Source organism: Streptomyces sp. NPDC003016 (assembly GCF_053591455.1).
The window spans coordinates 27,246-52,749 of the sequence record NZ_JBSFTV010000032.1; the positions used below are offsets into that span (position 1 = coordinate 27,246).

Here is a 25,504-nt window from a genome sequence, read left to right on the forward strand (position 1 = left end):
AGCCCGCGGCTCCCGGCCCGCCGGGCGCCGGTACCGGTCCGGGCGCGGGCCCTGGAGCCGGCCCGGGACCCGGCGCGGGTCAGGTGGCGGAGGCGGAGCCGGGCGGCAGGTGGACGGTCATGATCAGGTGGCAGGTGGCAGGTGCCGGTGCCGGTGCCGCGGTAGGTGTGGGGGGCGTCGCCGTCGAAGGTGGCGGTCTGTCCGGCTTCGACGGGGTGCTCGGTGCCGTCGACGACCAGGGTCATCCGTCCGGCGGTGACGCTGACGGTTTCGACGACTCCGGCCTGGTGGGGGTGGCTGGGGTACTCCTCGCCCGGTACGAGTTCCCAGCGCCAGACCTCGACCGGGGCCGGGCCCGAGGTCGTCAGCATGAGCCGGGCCTCGCTGCCCCGCTCCCCGGCCCACAGCGGCATCACGGCGTCGGCGGCCACGACTACCCGGTGTCGGCCGCCGCGGGCGTCCTGGACTCGGTCGTCGACGACCCGGAGGGCAGGGCCGAGCTGCTGCGCCGCCGGCTCGCCCCCTTCCGGCCCGCGGCGACCACGCGCCCCCGTCACCGTCGGCCAGCCGCCCTACGGCCGGATGCTGCCCGGCATCCGCGGTCTGCGCCTTCAGGTCACCGAGGTGCGGGCGAAGTTCAGGTACGACGACCACAAGCCCGTCGAACAGCGCGCCGACATCGCCGGCCGCCCCACCGGACGCGGCCAGGGCCTCGATGTGCCCACCGCACGGCAGCAACGCCGCCGCCTGGACCGCATCGGCCCCTGGAAACCCCGACCCCCATCACCCGGTACGCGCCAAGGAGCGGATTCTGATCCGTTGACAGGTGCTGGTCGACTTGGTCATGATCCTGGGAGAGCGCTCTCCCAACGGGCGTCGAGGAGGCGGACAGGTGAAAGAGGAAGAGCTCGCCCGGCTGCTGGACAAGCTGGATCTCCGGCAGAAGGTGCGCATGCTCACCGGTGCCACCACGTGGCGCACGCGCCCCGAACCGGCGGTCGGTCTGGGGCCGATGACGACATCCGACGGGCCCGCCGGTGTGCGGGGCGAAGCCTGGGACGAGCGGGACACCTCCGTGCTGATCCCCTCCGCCTCCGCGCTCGGCGCGATGTGGGACGAGGGGCTCGTCGAGCGGCTCGGCGGCCTGCTCGCTGCCGAGGCCCGCCGCAAGGGAGTCGACGTGGTGCTCGCGCCCACGCTCAACCTGCACCGCTCACCCCTGGGCGGCCGGCACTTCGAGTGCTTCTCCGAGGATCCGGAACTCACCGGCCGCACCGGAGCCGCGCTGATCCGGGGCATCCAGGCGCACGGCGTCGCCGCCACGGCCAAGCACTACGTGGCGAACGACGCGGAGACCGAACGGCTGACCGTCGACGTCCGGGTCGGCGAACGTGTCCTGCGGGAGGTCTACCTCGCCCCCTTCGAGGCCGCGGTGGAGGCGGGCGTCCGGCTCGTCATGGCCGGGTACAACGGGGTCAACGGCGCCACCATGACGGAGAGCCCGCTCCTGACCGAGCCGCTGAAGGGGGAGTGGGGCTTCGACGGTGTGGTCATCTCCGACTGGGGCGCGGTGCGGTCCACCGGGGCGTCCGCCCTGTCCGGCCTGGACCTGGTCATGCCGGGGCCCGGGAGCACGTGGGCGGACGCCCTGGTCGCGGCGGTGCGCGCGGGCGCGGTCCCGGTGGAAGCCGTGGACGACAAGGTCCGGCGCCTGCTGCGGCTCGCCGCCCGGGTCGGTGCGCTCGATCCGCTCGGCGCACCCCTGCCGCAACCCGCACCCCTGCCGCAACCCGCACCCCTGCCGCAACCCGCACCCCTGCCGCAACCCGCACCCCTGCCGCAACCCGCACCCCCGCCGCACCCCGGCGGCGTACGTCCGCTGCTGCGGCGTACGGTCGCCGCGAGCGCGGTCCTGCTCCGCAACGACAGCCTGCTGCCGCTGGACCCCGACGCCGTGCGCACCGTCGCGGTGATCGGCGCACACGCCGCCGGACCGAGGACGCAGGGCGGCGGCAGCGCCGGTGTCTTCCCCGACACCGTCACAACGCCCCTGGAGGGCATCCGGGCGGCCCTCGCCGGCCGCGCGCACGTCGTCCACGCACCCGGCCCCGCCCTCGGGGAGCCGCCGCCGCTCGGGACCGCCGCGGAATGCCGCGACCCCCGCAGCGGGCTGCCCGGGGTGCTGCTGCGTACGCTCGACGCGCAGGGACGCGAGCTGTACGCCGAACACCGCTTCTCGGGACGGCAGTTGGAGCCGCCCGTGGACGCGGGCGCGCACACCGTCGAGATCAGCGCCCTGCTGCTGCCCGCCGCCGGGGGCGAATGGACGCTCGGTGTCGGCGGATTCGGCCGCATGACCCTGACCGTGGACGACCGGGTCCTGGTGGACGGCGTGTTCCCGCGCGAGAGCGACGATCCGGCCGTCGTCCACGTCAACCCGCCGTGCCACTACGGGAGCGTGCGGATGACGGCCGGGCGCGCGGTGCGCGTCGTGGCGCGGCGCGAACTCGTGCCCGGCAGCGGCCGCGCCACCCTGGTGACCGCGGGGCCGCCCGTGCCGGACCCCGCCTCGGCCGTCGCCGAAGCGGCACGGGTGGCGCGTGGCGCGGACACGGCTGTCGTGTTCGTCGGCACCACCGAGGACAGCGAGTCCGAAGGACAGGACCGCACCGGCCTCGCGCTGCCCGGCCACCAGGACGACCTGGTGCGGGCGGTGGCGGCGGCCAACCCGCGCACCGTGGTCGTCGTCAACGCCGGAGGACCGGTGGAGATGGAGTGGCGGGAGGAGGTCGCGGCGGTGCTCCTGACGTGGTTCCCCGGGCAGGAAGGGGGCACGGGCATCGCGGACGTGCTGCTCGGGCGTGCCGAGCCCGGCGGGCGGCTGCCGACCACCTGGGGGGCGGTGCTCGACGACGTACCCGTCACCGGGACACGGCCCGAGAACGGCGTGCTCGGCTACACCGAGGGGCTCCACATCGGCTACCGCGCCTGGTTGCGCGAGGGGCGCGAGCCCGCGTACTGGTTCGGGCACGGCCTGGGCTACACGACCTGGGCGTACGAGGAGATGACCGTCTCCGGCGCAGGGCCCGGCGAGGTCTCCGGCACGGTGTCCGGCGCGGTGCCCGGCGACGGATCCGACGGCTCCTTCACGGTCGCCGTCCGGGTCCGCAACACGGGAGGGCGGCGCGGCCGCGAGGTGGTCCAGGTGTATCTCGCGCGCCCCGGCTCGTCGGTGGAGCGTCCGCACCGGTGGTTCGCCGGGTACGCCGCGGTCGAAGCGGGCCCGGGGGAGCCGGTCACCGCGCGGGTACGGGTGCCGGGGCGGGCGCTGCGGCACTGGTCCGCCGCGGACCACGGCTGGCGGGTGGAGCCGGGAGCGTACCGGGTGCTCGTGGGACCGTCGGCGGGAGAACTGCCGCTGGCCGCCGCCGTCGAGGCCGGGCGGCCCCGTACCGTACGCCTCTGACCTGGGAGACCGGCTCCGGAGAGCGCTCCCGCAGGGGCGCGGCCCGGCGGTAGGGTGCGGGCATGACCAGAAAGGCGCCCACTCTTGAGGACGTGGCCCGGGAAGCGGGGGTCTCCCGCGCGACCGTCTCCCGGGTCGTCAACGGCATCCGCAACGTGGACCCCGCCATCCGCGAAGCGGTGCGGGAGGCGATCGCGCGGACCGGGTACGCCCCGAACCGCGCCGCCCGGTCGTTGGTGACCCGGCGCGCGGAGACCATCGCCCTGGTGGTCTCCGGCGCGGGCGACGACTCGGAGAGCGAACAGAACGCGTTCGCGGCCCGGGCGCTCGCGGACCCCTTCTTCGGGCGGGTGGTCAGCGGCGTCGTCGGTTTCCTGCGCCCGCGCTCCATGTACCCGGTGCTGATGTTCGCCGAGACCGAGGCGGCCAGGCAGCAGGTACTGGCGTACCTGCGGCAGGGCAGCGCGGACGGCGCGCTGGTCTTCTCCACCCACGCCGAGGACCCGCTGCCGGCGCTGCTCGCGGCCGAGAGCCTGCCCTGCGTCCTGTTCGCCCGTCCGGCGCTGCCCGCCCCCCTCACGTACGTCGACGTCGATCACCGGCAGGGCGGACGGCTGGCCGCCGAGCATCTGCTGGCGCGCGGCTGCCGGCGGGCCGCCACGGTGACGGGCCCGCTGGACCTGCCCGCGGCCCAGGACCGCCTCTCCGGTTTCCAGGACGCGATGGCCCGCCACGGCCACCCCTACGTCCCGATAGCCGAGGGAGGCTTCACCTTCGACAGCGGGGCGTCGGCCATGACCCGGCTGCTGGCCGAGCACCCCGGGATCGACGGGGTGTTCGCGGCCAACGACCTGATGGCGCAAGGTGTCTGCCAGGCGCTGCGCGAAGGTGGGAAACGCGTACCGGAGGACGTGGCGGTGGTCGGCTTCGACGACTCCAGCGCGGCCGTCGCCTGCCGGCCACCGCTGACCACCGTCCGGCAGCCGGTGGAGGAGATGGCGGCCACGATGGCGCGCCTCCTCCAGGAACAGATCGAGGGAACGCTGACCGAACCCACCTCGGTGATCTTCGAACCGGAGCTCGTGCGCCGCGCGTCGGCCTAGCGGCGGTCCGGCGCGGACGGACGCCCGGCCCGTGCCGTCGGGGAGGACGGTACGGGCCGGGCGCGGTGAACGGGGAAGCAGGGGCGGGGAAGGCGGTACGGGTCAGGGCAGCTGGTGGTCCGCGTTCAGCACCGCGCCGCGTTCGGGGCGGTACAGGTCAAAGCCCCGTGTGTCGCACTGCAGGCCGCCGACGATGCAGTGGTCGACCATGGCCTTGAGGGTGCGCTCCTCCCACGCGTTGAAGAAGTCGTAGTGGAAGGAGTAGCCGCGGCCGCTGGCCAGGCGGACCTGGCTCATGTCGCCGTTGACCGGCCATGCCATCTTGAACTCGATCATCGGCAGGGCGACCGGGTGGGAGGCCGGGCACATGTTGTCGTTGGTGCCGGGCTTGACGACCGGGTAGGCCATGTGGCTCTGGTGGTTCGGGGTGTCGAGGTACTTTCCGTCCCAGCAACTGGGGGCCTGCATGCGCAGGTTGAGCTGTACGTCGGGCCGGTTCGGACAGCTCGTCGGGATGTCGGTGTTGAAGAAGCTGTCACCGCATTCCCAGCCCTCGACGAAGCCCTTGTGGTTGCGGAACTCCTGAGCGGTCTGCATCGGGTTGCCGACGACGAACCGCAGTCCCTTGGGGAAGGGCCGCACGCTCCGGTAGTCGGTGACACCCGCCTTGTAGTAGATGACCTGCGGGCCGACGGGCAGGATCTTCTGGTCGCCCTTGTACAGCGAGGGCATCCAGTAGGCGGAGGCGTCCGCGGGCGCCTTGCAGGTGGTGTTGCCTCCGTAGAGCGAGCCGGTGGTGCTGGCGGCGTTGGTGGAGGTGTTGCCCATGAACGTGTGGTCGTGGGACTTGCCGAACTGGCCCGGGTAGACGATCGGGTCGTCCGGGGCGGTGTGGGTTACGGAGCAGCCGGCCTGGAACTCGTGATGGTAGGCCGGGGGCGGGGTGGCCGTGGACGGGGTGACGCCGGTGACCTGCGGGACGGCGGGGATGTAGCCGTCGCCATCGGCGTCGTCGCCCGACGCCTGGGTGGAGGCGGCCATGGTGTGCCCGGTGTGGTCGACGACCGCAGCGGTGGCGAGCGGGGCGTCACCGCCCGTGTCCGCGGCGGAGGCGAAGGTGCCGATCCCGAGAACGCCGGCGATGAGGGCCGTACCGAGGAGGAGTGCGGAGAGTCGCTTCGGACTCGATCTCATGGGGATCTCCTGCCCATGGGGGTGGTTTCGCGTGTCCGTGAAGGCGCCACGCGACTGGTGGGGTGGACCTGTGCGGTGATGCCGGGGTGGCGGAGCCCTTGCGGCGGGCCCCGCCACCCGTCATGGGGTTCGGCGTGGTCAGCTGTAGACGCCGAACTCGTGGAGGGAATAGCCCCACCCGGTGCCCCTGGCCGTCAGCTGGAGGCGGACGTGGCGGGCGGTGGCGGAGACGTCGAGGGTGTCGATGTCTCCGTTGGCCGTGGTCGTGGAGTAGACCGAGCGCCAGTTGGTGCCGTCGTCGGACACCTGGACCTCGTAGGACTTGGCGTAGGCCGGGTCCCAGACGAGCTGGAGCTGACGGATGGGGGTGGGGGCGCCGAGGTCGACGCGGATCCACTGCGGGTCGCTCCAGTCGCTGGCCCAGCGGGTGTCGGTCTTCCCGTCGGTGGCGTTCGAGGCGGGGCACGGGCAGTCGCCGTAGGACGCCTGCGCGCTGGACGCGGTGGTCGGCTTGTTCAGCGCCACGTTGGTCCCGGAGACCGGCGGGGCGACGACCTTGACCGACTTGGTCTCGATGCCGGCGTTCCCACGCCCGTCCTCAGCCTGGATGTAGACCTTCCACACGCCGAGCTTCTCGGGTGCGGTGACCGCGAAGGTGCCCGCGCCGGTCGACCTGAACTGCGCCGGGACGAGCCGCTTGTCGCCGTTGGCGTAGTTGCCGCTGAGGAAGATCTTGTTCGTCACCGCGTCGCCCTCGGGGTCGCGGATGTCGGCGCGGACGGTGAATTCCTTGCCCGCCGCGGCGGACCCGGCGGGCGTGACGGTCATGCCGCTGATGACCGGCGGCAGGTTGTCACCGGCGTTGGAGCCGGTGAACGCCTTCTTGACCGAGTAGTACGACAGCCGCTTGAGGCCGTCGGGGATCAGGTTGAACCAGACGCCGCCGAAGTCGTGCTCCAGGCCGTAGTGGAAGAGGGTCGCACCCAACGCCACGCCGCGGTGGCCGGTCGTGCACTCCCATGCCTTGGTGTAGCCGTCGCGCTTCTGCACGTCGGTGGGCTCGTCCGGGACGCCGTTGGCGTCGTCCGGGACCTCCCACTCGCCGGCCGGTCCGGTCTCGGTGATGATGTAGGGCTTGGTGTAGCCGCCCTCCACCCAGTCCTGCTGGACGCCGCAGATGTCGCCGTAGGCGTTCATCGAGTACAGGTCGAGGTCGGGGGCGTTGCGCTTGTAGTACGGCCAGGCGCCCGTCCAGGCGTCGGTCGAGGTGACGGGGTGATCGGCGTCGATCGAGTGGATCTTCTTCGCGACGTCATTGACGAAGGTGGTGTACGCGTTGCGCTGGGCCTCCAGTTCCGTGCCGCTGTAGCAGTTCTGGAGTCCGAGCACCGATTCGTTGCCGACGTTCCACATGAGGGTCGCGGGGTGGCTCTTGTAGGTCTCGACCCATGTGGCGATCTCGGTGAGCATGGTGTTCTTGTACGTGGTGTCGGTGACGTAGTCGGCGCAGCCGCCGCTGCCGGGGCCGCCGCCGGGCTGGAGCCAGAAGCCGTTCATGACGCGCAGGCCGTTCGCGGCGGCCGCGTCGAGGAGGGGTTTGGAGCTCGCGTCCGTGCCCCAGGTGCGGACGGTGTTGACGCCCATCGACTTCAGGTCGGGCATGTACTTCGGGGCGTCCGCCATGGAGGGGCCCCAGGTCAGTCCCTTGACGGTGTAGGGCTGTCCGCCGACGGTGAGCTGCCACGCGCCCTGCGTGCCGGTCACCTTGACCGCGCCGCCGGGCGGGGGCTGCGTCGTGCCGTCGGAGCCGTAGACCTGGAACTCCCACAGGGAGTAGCCGTAGCCGCCGGGGCGGGCGGTGCCGAGCATCCGGACGTAGCGGCCGGCGCCGGTGAGGGCGAGGTCGTCGGTGCCGCCGTCGCCGTCGGTCACCTTCTTCAGGGTGGTCCAGTCGGTGCCGTTGTCCGACGCCTGGATCTCGTACCCCTTGCCGTAGGCGCCCTCCCAGGTGAGCACGGCCCGGCTGAGGTTCGCCCTCTTGCCCAGGTCGACCTGGATCCACTGCGGGTCGGACCACTGGCTGGCCCAGCGGGTGCCGGTGAGGTCGCCGTCGAAGGCCTGTCCGGCGGAGAGCCCGTCGCCTTCCTTGGAGGAGGCGGTGGCGGGCTTGCCCTGGGAGAGCAGGGTGTCGGCGGCCGCGGCCGCTTCGGCGGCTGTGGCGGCCGGCGCTGTCGCGACCGCGAGCGACGGAGCGAGCAGGGCGCCGAGGGTGAGGAGCAGGGTCGCGGCCCGGGGGCGGCCCGGCATGAGTGCGGGGGGTCTGAACACGTGGGCTCCTGGCGGAGTTGGGGGCGGGGTGGCACCGGCATCCCGTGGCCAGTACCGGGAGAACTCTCTCGGAGAGCGCTCTCCGAGCGTGTCGCGCGGACGTGTTCCTGTCAACGTTCGCGATACATTCCTTACTGAGCGCCCGCGTTGTGCTACGTGGCGCATGCGTGAGGCCCGCCCGGGGCCCGGCCTCCACGAGGGAGAGCCGGGCCCCGGACGGGTGGGTGGGGCGGGCCGGCCGTCACGCGGGCCGGTCCGTCAGGGTCCGCAAGTGGCCGTGAGGAGCCGCAAGCGGCCGCCGGTCAGGGGAAGGAGACCACCGTGGAGGGGACGGTCGAGCTGCCGGAGGGGGCGGTGGACGCTCCGGTGTTGTTGATCACGTGGTTGTAGTGCCCCATGCCGCCGAGCGAGACCACCAGCAGGCTGTGGAACTTCACGCCCGGCTTGACCGGTGCCTTGAAGCCGTGGTCCTGGACGATCGTCGGATCGACGTTGTAGTTGCAGTAGCTGCCCAGGCCCCATGCCTCGTGGGTGTTCACCGAGTCGTCCACCCGGTAGGCGGCGTAGCCCTTGGTGGTGCCGTTCTGGATGGCGGCCTGGTTGGGGGCGTCGTACGCCTTCTCGTTCTGGTAGAAGATGGTCTTCCCCCGCTCGCCGTACCACTCCACGTCGTACTTGTTGAAGTGCTCGACGAAGAGTCCGGTGGCCAGCACGTCGTCACCGTTGACGCGGACGCCGTAGTCGGCCCGGTTGGTCTCCCAGCCCACGCCGTCGCCGTGGTCGGCGCGCCAGACCCAGGTGTGGTCGATGATCGCGTCGTCGCTGTTGACGACCATGCTGGTGGTGGCCTTGCCGGGGCCGGCCCCACCGATCCGGATGTAGACGTCCTGGACGGTCGTGGGGTTGGCGGAGTGGTCGGCGGACGCGCCCTGCGGGCCGATCTCCAGCAGTGTCGGGGAGTTGACGGGGCCGGCGTCGATGAGGAACCCGGCGAGCTTCACGCCGTCGACGTCGGCGACCTTCATCGCGGTCACGCCGTTGTCGGGAATGATCGTGGCGAGCCCGAGGCCCAGCACGACCGTGTCCGCCCGGTTCACGTTGACGGTCTGGTCGACGTGGTAGATGCCCGGCGTGAAGAGCAGGTGCAGGCCCTGGGCGAGGGCGGCGTTGATGGTGGCGGCGGTGGCGCCCGGCTTGACGACGTAGAACTTGCTCAGCGGCAGCGAACTGCCCTGTGGGGTGCCGTTCGCCCAGGTGGTGCCGCGCGCGTTGGTGCGCTTGGCCGGGACGAACACCTTGTACTCGCTGCCGTCGAGGTAGAGGAAGGGCTTCTCGCGGGAGATCGGGGTGGTGTTCAGGGTGGTGTAGCGGGGCTCGGGGAAGCTGTTCGCCGGGGCGCCCTCCACACCGGAGAAGGTCTGGTTCCACACGGAGTTGGACCAGCCGCCGATCGAGCTGTCCCGGGTGTACCACTGCTGCTGCGAGTAGTTGCCGATCTGGCCGTCGACCTTGGTGTCGGCGATATAGCCGCCACTGGCCCAGCCGTACCCGTTCGGTGCGAGATTCAGTCCGCCCTTGACGTGCATACGGCGGAAGGAGGCAGCCTGGGAGACCGCCCAGCGGTTGGTGCCGCTGGCCGGGTTCAGTGCCAGGTTCTCGGCCGAGCGCCAGAAGTTCTGCGTCGCGTTGCCGTTGAACCAGCCGGCGTCCACCGTCACGTCGCCGTTGAACGTCGTGTCGTCGGGCGACAGGCCCAGACCCGCGATCGAGGTGTAGAAGCCGATCTGCGCGTTGATGTTGTTGTACGTGCCGGGCTTGAACAGGAAGGCGTGGCGGTCGGTGCCGAACTGCGCCGACTCCTGCTTCTTGAACACCTCGTCCAGCTTGCCCTGGATGTCGGGCGTCGACGGGTCGAAGACGTGCACGTTGGGACCGAGGTCACCGCCGCCGGGGAGCTGCGGGCCGCCCCCGCCGTCACCGGTGGTGCCGTACACCTGGAACTCCCAGAGCGAGTAGCCGTAGCCGGTGGCGCGGGCCGTGCCGTACATGCGGACGTAGCGCGCGGTGCCGGAGACGCTCAGCGTCTCGGTGCCACCGGGGCCCGTGGTGGTCGAGTGCGCCGTCGACCAGGTCTTGGCGTCGGTGGAGAACTCGATGCGGTACGCCTTCGCGTACGCGCCCTCCCAGCGCAGGACGACCTGGCTCACGCTCGCCGGGGCGCCCAGGTCGACCTGGATCCACTGAGGGTCGGCGGCGGCGCTCGACCAGCGGGTGCCGTTGTCGCCGTCGACCGCCGCGGTCGCCGGAGTGCCGTAGTGCTCCTGGCTCGAAGCCGTCACCGGCTTGCCCTGCGAGAGCAGTGCGGGCGCGGCCTGGGCGGTGGTCTGGGGGACGAACAGCAGGAGGGTGGCGACGAGCGCGGTGACCACGGCACCGGCGACGCCCTGACGTGCGGAAACAGGGGATCTGAGGGGCGGCGGGGCCGCGTAGGCGGGGACAGGGTGCATGAGCTGTGCTCCTAGGTCGGAGGGGGAGGCAACTTGGAGAGCGCTCTCCAAGCAGGAGATGCTTGCCCGCTCACGCTGCTGTGGTCAAGAGGTGTGCACTGGCTATTTCTGTACCGCCTCCTTCGGTGCGGCGGTCAGCCTGCGCGTCTCCATCGTGGCTCGCCACCCCGCCTGCTCGACGGGGGCGTCCCCTTCCGCCGCCTGCTCGTGAAGGCGGCCGCCGCGCGAGAAGAAGTCGGCGAGGGGCAGGGTCGCCGCACCGACGGTGACGGCGTCGGGCCCGAGTTGCCCCAGGCCGATGGTGACCCGCCCGGCCGGATGCCGCAGTGCGTACGCCTTCGCGTGACGGCGTACGTCGTCCAGGATGTACGGCGCCAGCTGGAGCCCCGCCCAGCCGCACAGGAGTACGCGCTCGGGGCCGTAGAGGTTGATCAGATCGGAGATCCCGGCGCCCAGGTACTCCGCCGTCTCGGCCAGCACACCCAGGGCCACGGGGTCGGCCGGGCCCTCCTCGGGGTAGGCGGCGGCGAGCATGGCGGTGACCGCCGTCTCCTCGTCGGTGTCGGCGGGCAGCGTCGCGCCCGCCTCCTGCCAGCGCTCGATCAGCGCTTCGGCGCCGGCGTACGCCTCCAGGCAGCCGAGCGCCCCGCAGCGGCACCGCCGGCCGCGTACCTGCAAGGTGGTGTGGCCCCACTCGGCGGCGCTGCCGCGCGCTCCGCCGAAGACGGCGCCGTCGGTGACGAGGCACGCACCGACACCGGAGCCGAACAGCACGATCGCCGCGTCCCGTACGCCGCGGCCGCCGCCGAACCACATCTCGGCCTGGCCGAGGGTCTTGGCGCCGTTCTCGATGAAGAAGCGCGTACCGGGCGGCAGAACGGCGCAGTCGCGCAGCAGGGATTCCAGCGGCACCGCGTCCCAGCCGATGGTCTGGCCGTGCACCACGGCGTCGGCGTCGGCGTCGTCGGGGCCGTGGTCGACGATGCCGGGGATGCCGACACCGACGCCGAGCAGCAGGTCGGCCGTGATGCCCGCCTCGCTCATCACCTCCCTCACGCCTTCGCTGATGTGCCGGACGACCGATGTGACGTCATAGCCGTTGCGCCGCAACGGCCGCTCCCACCGCGCCAGTTCGCTCAGCACGAGGTCGAACAGCTCGACGCGCACCCGTGTTTCGCCCACATCGACCCCTATCAGGCAGGCGCCGGAGGGGGCCACCCGCAGAAGGGTGCGCGGGCGGCCGCCGTCGGAGTCGACCGTGCCCGCCTCCTCGACGAGCCCCTCGCCGACGAGCTCCGCGACGATGGTGCTGATGGAACCTGAACTGAGTGACGTGGCGCCGCCGAGAGCCTGACGGCTCATCGGGCCGTCGAAATACAGTCGTTGCAATACCGCTTTGCGGCTACTTCGCCGCAGGTCACGGACGGTTCGTCTGCTCCGCATGGCCATATGGCTCCTTCCCTCCGTGCAACATACCGTCGCTTCATCTCTTGACGCGACCCTCTCTTGGGTCTTAACTCACGTTCTAAATTAAGTCATGAGGTTGTTCAGGGACTGAACGCGACCCAGGCACCCACACCTTCGAAGGGCCGACTCCGCCATGCGCAGAATCCGAGCCGCGGCAGCCATAGCCGTCGTCACCTCCCTCGCGACCGTCGCCACCGGGTGCGGTGGCGGGGAGAGCGGGACGGGCGGCAACTCCTCGCCCAGGACGCTGACCTACTGGGCGACGAACCAGGGCGCCAACATCGAGGCCGACAAGAAGATCCTCACTCCCGAGCTGGAGAAGTTCGAGAAGGAGACCGGCATCAAGGTCAAGCTGGAGGTGGTCCCCTGGGCCAGCCTGCTCGACCGCATCCTGGCCGCCACCACCTCGGGCCAGGGCCCGGACGTGCTGAACATCGGCAACACCTGGACCGCCTCCCTCCAGTCCACCGGCGCGCTGATGCCGTGGGACGAGGCCGCCTTCGACAGGATCGGCGGACGGGACCGCTTCACCGAGGCCGCGGTCGCCTCGGCGGGCGCCGAGGGCCAGGACCCGGCGGCCGTACCGCTGTACTCGATGTCGTACGCCCTCTACTACAACAAGAAGATGTTCGAGGACGCCGGTGTCGAGAAGCCGCCGGCCACCTGGGACGAGATGGTCGCGACGGGCAAGAAGCTGTCCAAGGACGGCAAGTGGGCGCTCGGCGCCGAGGGCTCGAACCTGTCCAACAACATCCACCAGGTCTTCGCGCTCAGCCAGCAGCACGGCGGGAACTTCTTCGACGCCTCCGGCAAGCCGGACTTCACCTCGGACGCCAACGTCGCGGCCGTGAAGCAGTACGTCGACCTCATGGGCAAGAACAAGATCATCGCTCCGGGCAACGCCGAGTACGCCCAGAACCAGTCCCTCCAGGACTTCGCCAGGGGCAAGACGGCCATGGTGCTGTGGCAGTCCGCCGCCAGCACGTTCAAGGCCCACGGCATGAAGAACGAGGACTGGGGCGTCGCCCCGGCGCCCGTCCAGTCCGGCACCCCGGGCCAGGGCCGCCAGGTCAACTCCATGGTCTCCGGCATCAACATCGCCGTCTTCAAGAACACCAAGAACCTCGACGGCGCCACGGAGTTCGTGAAGTTCATGACCAGCCACGAGGAGCAGAAGATCCTCAACGGGACGTACGGGTCCATTCCGTCGGTCAAGTCCGCCCAGCAGGACGGCACCTTCGACACCCCCGACGGCACCGTGCTGCGCGAGACGCTCACCAGGAGCGCCGCCCCGCTGCCGCAGGTCGCCAACGAGTCCCAGTTCGAGACCGCGGTCGGTACGGCCGTCAAGGGCCTCTTCGCCGACGCCGCCAACGGGCGTCCGGTGACCACCGAGTCCGTCGAGGCCGCCCTGTCCAAGGCCCAGCAGCAGATGCCGAAGTAGGTCCCACTGTGACACCCGCCGCCACCGCCGCTCACCGGCAGGCACAGGCGCCGACGGGCCGCTCGACCGAGCGGCCCGCCACCGGGAAGGGACGGCCGCGCCGGCCGCGCCTCCCCGGGCGGCTCCGCCGCGTCGGCCTGCCCTACCTGCTCCTCCTGCCCGCCGTGCTCGTGGAGCTCCTCGTCCACCTGCTGCCCATGGTCATGGGCATCATGATGAGCTTCAAGGAACTCACCCAGTTCACCATCCGGGACTGGTCCGTCGCGCCGTGGAACGGGCTCGCCAACTTCTCCGCGACCGTCGACTTCGACGCACCCGTGGGCGAGGCCCTGCTCGACTCGTTCCTGGTGACCTGCGCGTTCACCGTGCTCTCCGTCGGCCTGTGCTGGCTGATCGGCACCGCCGCCGCGATCTTCCTCCAGGACACCTTCCGCGGCCGCGGCCTGCTGCGCACCCTCTTCCTGGTGCCGTACGCGCTGCCGGCCTACGCCGCCGTCATCACCTGGGCGTTCATGTTCCAGCGGGACAACGGTCTGGTGAACCACGTCCTGCACGACCAGCTCGGCCTCACCGACGGCTCCTCCTTCTGGCTGATCGGCGACAACAGCTTCGTCGCGCTGCTCGTCGTCTCCGTCTGGAAGGGCTGGCCGTTCGCCTTCCTGATCATCATGGCCGGCCTGCAGAACATCCCCAGGGAGCTGTACGAGGCCGCCGCCCTGGACGGCGCGGGCGTCTGGCAGCAGATCCGCAAGATCACGCTGCCCTCGCTCCGGCCGGTCAACCAGGTCCTCGTGCTCGTCCTGTTCCTGTGGACGTTCAACGACTTCAACACGCCGTTCGTGCTGTTCGGCAAGTCGGCCCCCGAAGCCGCCAACCTCATCTCCCTCCACATCTACCAGTCGTCGTTCGTCACCTGGAACTTCGGCACCGGATCGGCCATGTCCGCCCTGCTGCTGCTGTTCCTGCTGGCGGTGACCGGCGTCTACCTCCTGGTCACCTCGCGCGGAAGGAAGCCGGCCGATGTCTAGCGCGACGACGGGGGCCCCCGCGGCGGCGCCCCGCCGCTCACCGACCGCGCCCCCGCGGTCCTTCCTGTGGACCCGCAGGATCTTCCTCACCGTGCTGACCGCCTTCGTGGCGGTGCCCGTCTACGTCATGGTCAGCAGCTCGCTGAAGCCGCTCCAGGACGTCTCGGGCGAGTTCCGCTGGCTGCCCAGCGAGCTCACCGTCCGCCCGTACATCGACATCTGGTCCACCGTCCCGCTGGCGGACTACTTCGTGAACTCGCTGATCGTGGCCAGTGCGGCGACCGTCTGCTCGGTGATCATCGCGATCTTCGCGGCGTACGCCGTCAGCCGCTACCGCTTCCGCGGCAAGCGGCTGTTCACCGTCACGGTGCTGTCGACGCAGATGCTTCCCGGCATCCTCTTCCTGCTGCCCCTGTTCCTCATCTACGTCAACATCGGCAACGCCACCGGGATCGCCCTCTTCGGCTCGCGCGGCGGCCTCGTCCTCACCTACCTCACCTTCTCCCTGCCGTTCTCCATCTGGATGCTGATCGGCTACCTGGACTCGGTCCCCCGCGACCTCGACGAGGCCGCGATGGTAGACGGCTGCGGCCCCCTGGGCGCGCTGTTCCGGGTGATCGTGCCCGCGGCCGTCCCGGGCATCGTCGCCGTGGCGGTCTACTCCTTCATGACCGCCTGGAGCGAGGTGCTGTTCGCCTCCGTCATGACCAACGAGACGACCCGCACCCTCTCCATCGGCCTCCAGGGCTACGCCACCCAGAACGACGTCTACTGGAACCAGGTCATGGCGGCCTCCCTCGTCGTCAGCGCCCCCGTCGTCGCCGGCTTCCTCTTCCTCCAGCGCTACCTGGTCTCCGGGCTCACCGCCGGAGCCGTCAAGTGACCCGCCCCGAAAGGACTCCCGTGACCCAGCTCAACGACCCCGCGGCCCGCGCCGCCCTCCCCGGGGACTTCGCGTGGGGGGTGGCCACCTCGGCGTACCAGATCGAGGGAGCCGTGGCGGAGGGAGGCCGCGCCCCGTCGATCTGGGACACCTTCTCGCACACCCCGGGCAGGATCGACAACAACGACCACGGTGACGTCGCCTGCGACCACTACCACCGCTGGCGCGAGGACATCGCGCTCATGAAGGAGCTGGGCGTCGACTCCTACCGGCTCTCGGTCGCCTGGCCGCGGATCGTGCCCGGCGGCGACGGGGCGGTCAACCAGGAGGGCCTCGACTTCTACTCCCGGCTCGTCGACGCCCTGCTGGAAGCGGGCATCACCCCGAACGTCACGCTCTACCACTGGGACCTGCCGCAGGCCCTCCAGGACCGCGGCGGCTGGCCCGACCGCCGGACCGCCGAGCACTTCGCCGCGTACGCCTCCGTGGTCGCGGGCGCCCTCGGCGACCGCGTGAAGCTGTGGGCCACCCTCAACGAGCCGCTCTGCTCGGCCTGGATCGGCCACCTCGAAGGCAGGATGGCTCCGGGAGCCACCGACATCACCGCCGCCGTCCGTGCCTCGTACCACCTGCTGCTGGGCCACGGCCTCGCCACCCAGGCGGTACGCGCCGCCGCGCCCGGCGCCGAGATCGGCATCGTCAACAACCTCTCCACCGTCGAACCCGCCTCGCGGTCCGAGGCCGACCTCGCCGCCGCCCGCCGCATGGACGGCCACACCAACCGCTGGTGGCTCGACCCGGTCCACGGCCGGGGCTTCCCCGCCGACATGACCGAGGTGTACGGCGTGGACCTCCCCGAGCGCGCCGGCGACCTCGCCACCATCGCGCAGCCGCTGGACTGGCTGGGCCTGAACTACTACTTCCCGGCCGTGGTGACCGACGACCCGCACGGTCCGTACCCTTTCGCACGCCAGATCCGCCGTCCCGGCGTACCGCGCACGGGCATGGACTGGGAGATCGACGCGAGCGGCATCGAGACCCTGCTGATGCGTCTCACCGACGACTACGGTGCACGCAAGCTCTACGTCACGGAGAACGGCTCCGCCTACCCCGACGCGGTCCTCGCCGACGGCACGGTCGACGACCGCGAGCGCGCCCAGTACCTCCAGGAACACCTGGCCGCCTGCGCCCGCGCCGCGCGGCGGGGCGCGCCGCTGGCCGGCTACTACGCCTGGTCGCTGCTGGACAACTTCGAGTGGGCGTACGGCTACGACAAGCGCTTCGGCCTCGTCCACGTCGACTACAAGACCCAGCGCCGCACCATCAAGGGCAGCGGTCACCACTACGCCGGCATCATCCGCGAGCACCGCGCGCGCGGCGCCCGCGCGGCCTGACGGACCGGGACCGGGAACCGCCCGGGGCGGGGCCGGGGCCCCGCTCCGGGCGGTCGTGAACCGACTCCCTCCCTGTCAGCGCCGAGCACCCCGGCCGGACCACCCGGAGCCCACACCGGCCACATGCAGGGCGAGGAGGGCGAGTCCGAGGAGCATGAGGCTCGTCGGACCGAAGACCGCGGCTGTCGACGCCTCGGTCGCGTGAATGATGAAGGCGATGACGAACACCACCGCCGCCGCGAATGCCAGCATGTTCTTCTCCCACCAGTGGACGGCGAACCACGCGTCATCCCGGTGGCTGCGCCGTTGTCAGCCCTATTCCCTGTCACACGCCGGTCATTCCTTGCCGGCGCCGCGGCGGGCGCGGCGCCCCGGCGGCGACGAGCACGGTGCTCGCGAGGCCGAGGCTGCTGCGGGAGACGTGGAGGTCCACCTCGATCGACGGGGCGAGCGCTCCGACGGTGAAGCCGGGCATCACCGTCACGGTCGCGGTGAGCGCGACCGCGAGGATGCCCGGCCCGTGCCCGGTGGACCCGGCGTGCCCGGCGGATGCTCGCGCGGGCGTCTTCGCGGAGGCCACAGGCGTGAGGACCGTAGCCGCGGTCATGCCCTCCCGGCCGCTCACGCCGAGACGGGGTGCCGGGCGGCGGGCCCGTCCGCGCCTTGGCGGCGTACCTCTGCGAACACCACGTCGGCGAAGTGACCGCCGAAGCCTGGGATGCCGGGCTCCGTCAGCTCGGCGACGAGACGGCGGCGGAAGGCGGTCGACTGCCGCGTGTCGTGGTCGGGAGCGGCCCACCATTGCGGGTGGGCGATCCGGACCGGCGAGTGCGGGGCGTCGCCGAAGGCGATCAGGCGCCGGCCGCCCCCCCGGTGATGACGTACGACGTGTGCCCGGCGGTGTGGCCGGGGGTGAGCAGCACCCGTACGCCGGGAGATGTCTCCTCCCCGCCGGCCACGGTGCGCACCTGGGGCTCCAGGGCCGCGAGGATCTCCTTGCTCGTACCGTGCGCTTCCGCGAGGTGGCGCTGCGACCACTCGGGCTCGGCCGGCAGACAGCCGCCGCCGGTGAACGCGGGCCGGTCGCTGCCCGGGGCGGGGTGCCACGCCCACCCGAGGTGGTCGATGCGCAGGTGCGTGATGGCCACCGCCTCGATCTCCCCGGATGCGCGGCCGAGCGTCCTCAGGCTGTCCAGCAGGGCGCCGCCGTGGATGGCGCCGTGCGCGTTGCCCGGCTCGGCCGGAAGGGACCGGGGGCCGAAGCCCGCGTGGATCAGGAGGGCGGGGACGTCCCGCCGACCCCGCCGACCCCGCCGAGCGACGCGCCGGCCGCGCCGCCGGCCGGCGCTCGCCTCACCTCATCGGATTCAGATGCGGCAGCACCTTGTCCGGCGTCAGGGGCAGCTCCCGCAGCCGCGCCCCCGTGGCGTGGTGGACGGCGTTGGCGAGGGCCGCCGCCGTGCCGACCACACCGATCTCACCGATGCCCTTGCCGCCCACCGGGTTGAGGTGCGGATCGTCCTCGTCGATCCAGTGCGCCTCGATCGCCGGCACGTCCGCGCAGGCGGGCACGTGGTACGAGGCCAGGTCCTTCTCCGTGTACTCCCCGAAGGCGGCGTCCATGGTGCTTCCCTCCGTCAGCGCCATGCCCAGACCCATGGTCATGCCGCCGATGAACTGGGAGCGCGCGGTAAGGGGGTTGAGGATGCGGCCGGCGGCGTAGACGCCGAGGAGGCGGCGTACGCGGATCTCCCCCGTCACGGTGTCGGCCTGCACCTCGGCGAAGTGGGCGCCGAACGCGTGCCGCGCGTACGGCGATTCCTTCCCCACTTCCTCCTCGGTGTCCGCGGCGGTGATCACGCCCTCGGCCGGCAGGCCGCCGGAGTGATCGCCGAGGCGCTCGGCCAGAGCCGTGCATGCCTTGTGCACGGCCCAGCCCCACGACGCCGTGCCCGACGAGCCTCCCGCGAGCGGCGCCGCCGGCAGATCGCTGCTGCCGATGTCGACGCGCACCGACTCCAGGGGCGCGGCCAGCACATCGGCGGCGATCTGCGCGAGCACGGTGCGGGCCCCGGTGCCGATGTCCGTGGCGTTGACCCGGATCAGATACGTGCCGTCGGGGGCGGCGTGCGCGGTGGCGGAGGACGGACTGACCATGACCGGGTAGGTGCTCGCGGCCACCCCGGTGCCCAGCAGCAGGTCCCCTTCGCGGCGGACGCCCGGACGCGGATCGCGCCGCTCCCAGCCGAAGCGCCGGGCCCCCTCCCGCAGGCACTCGGCCAGGTGCCGGCTGCTGAAGGGTCTGCCGCTGTCGGGTTCGGTGTCCGGCTCGTTGCGCAGCCGCAGCTCCACCGGGTCCACCCCGGCGGCGACGGCGAGCTCGTCCATCGCCGACTCCAGGGCGTACATCCCGGACGCCTCACCCGGAGCGCGCATCCACGAGGGGGTCGGCACGTCCAGCTCGGCGACCCGGTGGCTGGTGCGGCTGTGGGGCGAGGTGTACATGGTGCGGGCCGGAACGGCCGCCTGCTCCACGAACTCGTTGACCGTGGAGGTGTGCGTGACCACTTCGTGGGCGAGCGCGGTGATCACGCCGTCGGCGCCGGCGCCCAGCCGGACGCGCTGCACGGTCGGCGCGCGGTGGCCGACGACCGCGGCGAGCTGGCGGCGGGGGAGCGCCAGCTTGACGGGGCGCCCGGTGTGGAGCGCGGCCATGGCGGCCAGCACCGGCTGGGGGCGGGGGGTGCCCTTGGAGCCGAACCCGCCGCCCACGTGCTCGGAAACGACCGTGACGTCGGTCTTCTCCAGTCCGAAGACCCGGGCCAGAGCGTCCTGCACCGCTCTGGAGCCCTGGGCCGAGTCGTACACGGTCAGGTGCCCGTCGTCCCACCGGGCGGTGGCCGCGTGCGGTTCCATGGGGTGGTTGTGCAGCGCGGTCAGGGTGTAGGTGGCGTCGGTCCGCACCGCCGCGGCGGCGAACGCCGTGTCGAAGTCGCCGCGTTCCCGGACGGCCGGGTGACCGCCGTTCGCCTGCTCCGGCGTGTAGAGGCCCGGGTGGTCCGCGGTCAGCCGTACGTCGTGCTCCTCGCGCGCGTACTCGATCCGCAGCGCGTCGGCGGCGGCCCTGGCGTTCTCCGGGGTGTCGGCGACCACCAGGGCGACGTACCAGCCGCGGTGCGGGACGCGGGCGCTCTGCAGGAGCGCCAGGGTGGGGTCGTCCGGTTCTCCGAGGCGGGGCGCGTTCTCGTGGGTGAGGACGGCGAGCACCCCGGGCAGGGCCAGCACCGCGTCGGCGTGCACGGCGGTGACCCGGCCGCGGGCGACGGTGGCGGGCACCGGCCAGGCGTGGGCGCAGCCCGGCGGGGTGTGCTCGGCCGCGTAGCGGGCGGCGCCGGTGACCTTGTCCCGGGCCTCCCGGCGGACGGCGGGGGTGCCCAGGGGGGACGGTGGGTGCGTCATGACGGGTCCTCACGTCCTCGGGTACGGGAGGCAAGCTCGGTCAGCACGCTGATGGTGAGGTTGCGGGCGAGCGGCACCTTGAAGCCGTTGTCGCGCAGCGGCTCGGCCGCGGCGAGTTCGGCGTCGGCCGCCCGGGCGTACGTGTCCTCGGTGGCGGGCGCTCCCCGCAGCACCTCTTCGGCCGCACGGGCCCGCCAGGGCCGGTGGGCGAGCCCGCCGAAGGCCAGGGCGGCGTCGCGGACGACGCCGCCCTCGACGCGCAGCACGGCGGCGACGGAGGCGAGGGCGAAGGCGAAGGAGGCGCGGTCGCGGGCCTTGCGGTAGCCGCAGCGGGACCCGGGCAGGGCCGGCGGCAGGGTCACGCCGGTGATCAGTTCGCCCGTACGGATGACGGTGTCCTGATCGGGGCGGTCGCCCGGCAGGCGGTGGAAGTCGACGACGGCCAGGGTGCGTACGCCCTGCGGGCCGCGCAGATGGACGGTGGCGTCGAGGGCGGCCAGCGCGACCGCCATGTCCGAGGGGTGCGTGGCGATGCAGTGCTCGGAGTGGCCGAGGACCGCGAGGTCGCGGTGGAGCCCTTCGCGGGCCGAGCACCCGGTGCCCGGGACGCGCTTGTTGCAGGGGGTCGAGATGTCCTGGAAGTACGGGCAGCGGGTGCGCTGGAGCAGGTTTCCGCCGGTGGTCGCGGTGTTGCGCAGCTGCCCCGAGGCACCGGAGAGCAGGGCCTGCGACAGGACGGGGTAGCGCGTACGCACGGTGGGGTGGGCGGCCAGATCGCTGTTGCGTACGGTCGCGCCGATGTGCAGGGAACCGTCGGGCGTCTCGTCGATCCCGTCCAGCGGCAGACGGCTGACGTCGATGAGGAGTTCCGGGGTCGCGACCCCGAGTTTCATCAGGTCGACGAGGTTGGTGCCGCCGCCGAGGTACTGCGCCTCCGGATGGGCGGCGAAGGCGTCGACCGCGTCGTCGGCGGTCTCGGCGCGGAAGTACGCGAACGGCTTCACGGCGCCACCTCCCCGATCGCGTCCACGATGTTCGGGTAGGCGCCGCAGCGGCAGATGTTGCCGCTCATGCGTTCCCGGATCTCGTGCGGGGTGAGGACGGCGGGACCGTCCGGAGCGGGCCCGGGGGCAGTGACGTACGAGGGATGTCCCTCGGCGGCTTCGGCCAGGACCCCGACGGCCGAACAGATCTGGCCCGGGGTGCAGTAGCCGCACTGCAGGGCGTCCCGCGCGACGAACGCCTCCTGGACCGGATGGAGCCGGTCGCCGTCGGCGAGTCCTTCCACGGTGGTGAGGTGCGCGCCGTTGTGGGCGGCGGCGAGCAGCAGACAGCTGTTGGCGCGCCGGCCGTCGACGATCACGGTGCACGCACCGCACTGGCCGTGGTCGCACCCCTTCTTCGCCCCGGTGAGGTCCAGGTGCTCGCGGAGGGCGTCCAGGACGGTGGTCCTGTGGTCGAGCGACAGGGTGTGCGGGGTCCCGTTGACGTGAAGGGTGAGGACAGAGCTGTGCGCGTTCTCCTGCTGGCTGGTGGGCTCCACTCCGTCGCGCCTCTCAGGTCCGAGGGTGTTATTCATCCCCTTCCTATCAAAAGATGGCGGTTTGCGCGGTTCGGTTCAGCCGGCCCAGGACGGGTACCGGGGTGGGACGCGAACCCGAGCAAGGAGGCCGGTGTGGCCATTGCGCAGTACTCTCTCGTGGCCGTGGACTGTCCCGATCCCGGGGCGCTGGCAGGCTTCTACGCCGCGGTGCTCGGTGGTGAGGTGAAGCGGGACGACGAGGACTGGTGCGTCCTGCACGTGCCCGGCGGGAACCGTATCGCCTTCCAGCGCGCGCCGGGTTTCCGGCCGCCGAACTGGCCGCGGGCGGACGACAACTCGCAGCAGATGCACTTCGACTTCGACGTACCGGACATCGAGGCGGCGCAGGAACAGGTGCTCGCCCTCGGTGCCACCCCGCTCGACCTGGACGACGACGGCGGGAAGCGGGGATTCCGGGTGTACGCCGATCCGGCGGGCCACCCGTTCTGCCTCTGCCGCGCGTGAGGCATCCGGTGGCCGCGACGCCGCCCGACGTGAGGAGGACCCCATGAGTGACCGGAAGGCGCAGGACCAGGAAGAGACCGGTACGCCCGTGCCGAGAGATCTGCCCGATCAGCAGGCGCAGGACGGTGAGGGGCCGCCGGAGGAAGCCGGCGAGGGCGCGCAGGAAGAGGGCGCCCCCGACGCCGGACAGGATTCCGCCCCGGCCGAGCCGACGGGCTGAACGGGCGCGAACGAGCGGGTGTACCGGGACATTCCTGGACGTCCCGGATTGCAGGTACGGAGGGACCGGCGCAAGGTGGGAGCCAGTTCAGTCACCTCTGACCCCTGTGGAAGGAACACTGCCGTGAGCAAGGCGAAGGCGAAGGCGAAGCAGCTCAAGGGCAAGATGAAGGCAACCGTCGGCAAGGCCTCCGACGACCAGCACATGGAGGCGGAAGGCCGCGGCGAACAGCTGAGGGGCAAGGCCCAGGAAACGGTCGAGAGGACCGGAGACCGGGTCAAGAGGTCCACCCAGAAGTAATCCGGTGCCGGAAACGGGCCGCGCGGTCTCGGCCGCGCGGCCCGTCGGCCTGTTCCGGGAAATGCCGAGAAGTTCCGAGAAGGAGGAACGGCGACATGGAGTGCGCGGCCGTCTTCGACGTCGACGGGACGCTCGTCGACACCAACCATCTGCATGTGACGTCCTGGTGGGAGGCGTTCCGCCAGGCCGGGCACGACGTCGTGATGCACGACATCCACCGGGCCGTCGGCCTGGCGGGCCACGACCTCGTCGCCCATCTGCTCGGAGCCGGACGCGACACGAGCCAGGACGCCGCCATCAGCGCCGCCCACAAGACGCTGTACGCGACGTACGCCGACCGGCTGCCCGCCCTGCCGCAGGCCGGCCGGCTGTTGCGGACCCTCGCCGGGCAGGGCTGGAGCGTCGTCCTCGCCACGTCGGCGCAGGGCGCGGAACTCGACGCCCTGCGCCGTGCCATCGACGCCGACGACGCCATCACCGCCACCGCGAGCGCCGACGACGTCGACGCGGGCAAGCCGGCCCCCGACCCGGTCGAGCGGGCCCTGGAACTGGCCGGGGTGCCCGCGGACCGTGCGGTCTTCGTCGGTGACACGGTGTGGGACATGGAGGCCGCCACCCGGGCGGGCGTGCTCGCTGTGGGGCTGCGGTGCGGGGGCATCCCGCAGGCGGACCTCGAGGGCGCCGGCGCCGCGGCCGTCTACCAGGACCCCGCGGACCTGCTGGCCGGCCTCGGCGACAGCCCGGTCGGCCGGCTGAAGGAGCGGTTCGGCGACGCTCGTCCGGGAACGCGTGCCGTGACGTAGGCGCGGATTCCGGAGGTGGCAGTGGCAGAGAGTGATCACCGATCGCACACCGGTGGTGTCGCGCTCGGCCGTACGTGGCGGTGGCCGGCCCGGGAGGCATCGACGATCTGGCGTTCGGCCCGCCGGGCCCGGGCGGGTCCCGGCCCGGAGCGCGACGTGGTCACCCAGTCCCTGAAGGCCGCGGGCGCCGCGGCCCTGGCCTGGGCGCTGACGGGCTGGTGGTGGAACGCCCCGATGGCGCTGATGGCTCCGTGGACGGCGGTCGTACTGGTGCAGAGCACCGTCTACCGTTCCCTGCGCTCCGGAGTGCAGCAGCTCGTCGTGATCGCCCTGGGCACCGTACTGGCGGCGGGAGCCGCCAACCTGACAGGGGACACCATGGCCGCCATGGTCCTGGTCCTGCCGGTCGCGGTGCTGCTCGGCAACTACGGGCGCTTCGGCGAGCAGGGCCTGTACGCACCGACGACGGCGGTGTTCGTACTGGCCTACGGGTCCTACTCGGGCCTCGACATCCTGCACCGGCTCTTCGAGTCGGCCGTCGGCGCGGTCATCGGCATCGCGGTGAACGCGCTGATCCTTCCCCCCGTACACCTGCGCAGCGTCCGGGACTCCCTGCGCAGGCTCCCTTCGGAGAGCTCCGAGCTGCTGCACACCGTCGCCGACGGCCTGCGGGAGGGGTACGGCCGGCAGGAGGCCGAATCCTGGCACGACCGCGCGCGCCGCGTGACCGCGATCCTGGCGGAGCTGCACGACGCGCGCCGGTGGACCCGCGAGAGCTACCGCCTCAACCCGGGCAGCCGGCTGCGGCGCACCGGCCCGGCCCTGCCCCCGCCCGAGTGGGACTACGCCTGGAAACGGATCGCCGACCCGCTGGTGGCGCTCACGCGCAGCCTCGTCAGTACGGTCAGCGACGAGCCCATGCTGAGGCCGCCGCCCGATTCCGTCCTGGCGCACCTGTCGGATCTGCTGCGGGCGGCGGGTGACGTGTGCGCGGCCGACCGGGAGGTGTTCGAAGGGCGGGGCCGGGACGCGGGGGAGGAACGCGCGCTCGCGCTCGAATCGGCCTGGGCCGCGCACGGGCGGCTGAAGCAGCAGCTGCTGGACCAGGACAGCGAGACGGCCACGTCGGTCGGTGGCCTGGTCGCGGAGTCCCAGCAGCTTCTTTACGAGCTCGCTCCGCTGGAGCGGAACGTGCGCGCACAGCCTGCGCGGGGCGGCCGGGGCAAAGGATGAAACGCAAAGGGTAAAACGCCGCGTTCCGGGCACCCGATGGCCAAAGCCCTCATCCCAAGCCCTCAACCCAGACCAGGGGGTGCGTCGTGGTACTGAGTGACGTCCTCCAGTCGCGGGGGCAGACCCGTCGGCTGACCCTGTGCGGCGCCGAGGACATCGTGGGTCGCTGCCGCGACTTCAGCCGGGAGGCCCTGTCCGACTGGCAGTGGATTCCCGCCGGGGACGAAGAGGAGCAGGCGGTCGTCGACGACGTCCTTCTGCTCGTGTCCGAGGTGGTCACCAACGCCTGCCTGCACGCCGGCGGGCCCAGGGAGTTCGTACTGCACTGCACGGCCGACCGGCTGCGCATCGAGGTCACCGACGGCAGCCCCGTCCATCCGAGGCCCCGGCCGCCGGGCGTGGCCGCGCCCGGCGGGCACGGTCTGACCGTGCTGCGGCGTCTCGCCCGGAGCTGGGGCTCTCTCCCCCGGGGAAGCGGCAAGACGGTGTGGGCGGAGGTGGCGGCGCCGGGTGGCGCCCGGCGGCCGGGTCCTTAGCGGGCCGCCCGTCCGAGGTCTTGAGGGGCCGTCCGTCCGGGACCTTGGCGGGCCGCCCGTCCGAAGTCTTGGCGGGCCGCCCGTCCGGGACC

General features: G+C 72.0%; 22 protein-coding genes and 1 pseudogene. 12 read left to right on the top strand and 11 right to left on the bottom strand.

Annotation, left to right across the window (positions count from 1 at the left end; genetic code table 11):
- Positions 1–79: 79 nt before the first annotated feature.
- Positions 80–449: pseudogene (locus ACWDZ4_RS25455) on the bottom strand (cupin domain-containing protein); the annotation flags it as partial.
- A 395-nt stretch (positions 450–844) separates the two neighbouring features.
- On the opposite strand from ACWDZ4_RS25455, the gene ACWDZ4_RS25460 reads away from it, so the two are divergent.
- Complete coding sequence (locus tag ACWDZ4_RS25460; protein WP_451510760.1) at positions 845–3,466, top strand: glycoside hydrolase family 3 C-terminal domain-containing protein; 2,622 nt, start codon at positions 845–847, stop codon at positions 3,464–3,466.
- Positions 3,467–3,528: 62 nt separating this feature from the next.
- Positions 3,529–4,569: a LacI family DNA-binding transcriptional regulator gene (locus tag ACWDZ4_RS25465; RefSeq protein WP_451510703.1), complete on the top strand. Its 1,041-nt coding sequence runs from the start codon at positions 3,529–3,531 to the stop codon at positions 4,567–4,569.
- 102 nt (positions 4,570–4,671) lie between these two features.
- Here the strand turns inward: ACWDZ4_RS25465 and ACWDZ4_RS25470 are convergent, their stop codons facing one another.
- The 4 genes from ACWDZ4_RS25470 to ACWDZ4_RS25485 all read right to left on the bottom strand — a co-directional run bounded on the left by ACWDZ4_RS25470 (position 4,672) and on the right by ACWDZ4_RS25485 (position 12,047).
- Positions 4,672–5,763, bottom strand: a complete 1,092-nt coding sequence (locus ACWDZ4_RS25470) for a DUF1996 domain-containing protein (protein WP_451510704.1) — start codon at positions 5,761–5,763, stop codon at positions 4,672–4,674.
- A gap of 138 nt (positions 5,764–5,901) precedes the next feature.
- Positions 5,902–8,070 carry a discoidin domain-containing protein gene (locus tag ACWDZ4_RS25475; RefSeq protein ID WP_451510761.1) on the bottom strand — a complete coding sequence of 723 codons (2,169 nt, stop codon included), beginning with the start codon at positions 8,068–8,070 and terminating at the stop codon, positions 5,902–5,904.
- Positions 8,071–8,393: 323 nt separating this feature from the next.
- Positions 8,394–10,598, bottom strand: coding sequence for a discoidin domain-containing protein (locus tag ACWDZ4_RS25480; RefSeq protein WP_451510705.1), 2,205 nt, complete (start codon positions 10,596–10,598; stop codon positions 8,394–8,396).
- Positions 10,599–10,700: 102 nt separating this feature from the next.
- Entirely contained in the window at positions 10,701–12,047 is a 1,347-nt protein-coding gene (locus ACWDZ4_RS25485) for an ROK family protein (RefSeq protein WP_451510706.1), read from the bottom strand.
- 151 nt (positions 12,048–12,198) lie between these two features.
- Between ACWDZ4_RS25485 and ACWDZ4_RS25490 the strand changes: the two genes are divergently transcribed.
- The 4 genes from ACWDZ4_RS25490 to ACWDZ4_RS25505 are packed head-to-tail and all read left to right on the top strand — an operon-like array spanning position 12,199 to position 16,814.
- Positions 12,199–13,509 carry an ABC transporter substrate-binding protein gene (locus ACWDZ4_RS25490; RefSeq protein ID WP_451510707.1) on the top strand — a complete coding sequence of 437 codons (1,311 nt, stop codon included), beginning with the start codon at positions 12,199–12,201 and terminating at the stop codon, positions 13,507–13,509.
- A gap of 8 nt (positions 13,510–13,517) precedes the next feature.
- Positions 13,518–14,537 (top strand): carbohydrate ABC transporter permease, encoded by a 1,020-nt coding sequence (locus tag ACWDZ4_RS25495; protein WP_451510708.1) that lies wholly within the window; start codon positions 13,518–13,520, stop codon positions 14,535–14,537.
- Entirely contained in the window at positions 14,530–15,420 is an 891-nt protein-coding gene (locus ACWDZ4_RS25500; protein WP_451510709.1) for a carbohydrate ABC transporter permease, read from the top strand. The genes ACWDZ4_RS25495 and ACWDZ4_RS25500 overlap by 8 nt, the downstream gene beginning before the upstream one ends.
- A gap of 20 nt (positions 15,421–15,440) precedes the next feature.
- Positions 15,441–16,814: a GH1 family beta-glucosidase gene (locus tag ACWDZ4_RS25505; RefSeq protein WP_451510710.1), complete on the top strand. Its 1,374-nt coding sequence runs from the start codon at positions 15,441–15,443 to the stop codon at positions 16,812–16,814.
- A 75-nt stretch (positions 16,815–16,889) separates the two neighbouring features.
- On the opposite strand, the gene ACWDZ4_RS25510 is transcribed toward ACWDZ4_RS25505, so the two are convergent.
- The 6 genes from ACWDZ4_RS25510 to ACWDZ4_RS25535 form a co-directional block, all read right to left on the bottom strand.
- Positions 16,890–17,066: a hypothetical protein gene (locus ACWDZ4_RS25510; RefSeq protein ID WP_451510711.1), complete on the bottom strand. Its 177-nt coding sequence runs from the start codon at positions 17,064–17,066 to the stop codon at positions 16,890–16,892.
- 73 nt (positions 17,067–17,139) lie between these two features.
- Positions 17,140–17,421, bottom strand: coding sequence for a hypothetical protein (locus tag ACWDZ4_RS25515; RefSeq protein WP_451510712.1), 282 nt, complete (start codon positions 17,419–17,421; stop codon positions 17,140–17,142).
- A gap of 244 nt (positions 17,422–17,665) precedes the next feature.
- On the bottom strand, positions 17,666–17,962 hold the full coding sequence (locus ACWDZ4_RS25520; RefSeq protein ID WP_451510713.1) for a hypothetical protein: 297 nt from the start codon (positions 17,960–17,962) through the stop codon (positions 17,666–17,668).
- 205 nt (positions 17,963–18,167) lie between these two features.
- Entirely contained in the window at positions 18,168–20,273 is a 2,106-nt protein-coding gene (locus ACWDZ4_RS25525; protein ID WP_451510714.1) for a xanthine dehydrogenase family protein molybdopterin-binding subunit, read from the bottom strand.
- Complete coding sequence (locus tag ACWDZ4_RS25530) at positions 20,270–21,277, bottom strand: FAD binding domain-containing protein (protein ID WP_451510715.1); 1,008 nt, start codon at positions 21,275–21,277, stop codon at positions 20,270–20,272. Before ACWDZ4_RS25530 ends, ACWDZ4_RS25525 begins: the two co-directional genes overlap by 4 nt.
- Positions 21,274–21,852: a 2Fe-2S iron-sulfur cluster-binding protein gene (locus ACWDZ4_RS25535; protein ID WP_451510716.1), complete on the bottom strand. Its 579-nt coding sequence runs from the start codon at positions 21,850–21,852 to the stop codon at positions 21,274–21,276. Before ACWDZ4_RS25535 ends, ACWDZ4_RS25530 begins: the two co-directional genes overlap by 4 nt.
- Positions 21,853–21,948: 96 nt before the next feature.
- On the opposite strand from ACWDZ4_RS25535, the gene ACWDZ4_RS25540 reads away from it, so the two are divergent.
- From ACWDZ4_RS25540 to ACWDZ4_RS25565, 6 genes are all read left to right on the top strand, one after another.
- Positions 21,949–22,320, top strand: coding sequence for a VOC family protein (locus ACWDZ4_RS25540; protein WP_451510717.1), 372 nt, complete (start codon positions 21,949–21,951; stop codon positions 22,318–22,320).
- Positions 22,321–22,363: 43 nt separating this feature from the next.
- Positions 22,364–22,540: a hypothetical protein gene (locus ACWDZ4_RS25545; protein WP_451510718.1), complete on the top strand. Its 177-nt coding sequence runs from the start codon at positions 22,364–22,366 to the stop codon at positions 22,538–22,540.
- A gap of 123 nt (positions 22,541–22,663) precedes the next feature.
- On the top strand, positions 22,664–22,840 hold the full coding sequence (locus tag ACWDZ4_RS25550) for a CsbD family protein (RefSeq protein WP_451510719.1): 177 nt from the start codon (positions 22,664–22,666) through the stop codon (positions 22,838–22,840).
- A 95-nt stretch (positions 22,841–22,935) separates the two neighbouring features.
- Positions 22,936–23,643, top strand: a complete 708-nt coding sequence (locus ACWDZ4_RS25555) for an HAD family hydrolase (RefSeq protein WP_451510720.1) — start codon at positions 22,936–22,938, stop codon at positions 23,641–23,643.
- Positions 23,644–23,664: 21 nt separating this feature from the next.
- Positions 23,665–24,876 (top strand): FUSC family protein, encoded by a 1,212-nt coding sequence (locus tag ACWDZ4_RS25560; protein ID WP_451510721.1) that lies wholly within the window; start codon positions 23,665–23,667, stop codon positions 24,874–24,876.
- A 272-nt stretch (positions 24,877–25,148) separates the two neighbouring features.
- Positions 25,149–25,412, top strand: coding sequence for an ATP-binding protein (locus ACWDZ4_RS25565; protein ID WP_451510762.1), 264 nt, complete (start codon positions 25,149–25,151; stop codon positions 25,410–25,412).
- Positions 25,413–25,504 lie beyond the last annotated feature (92 nt).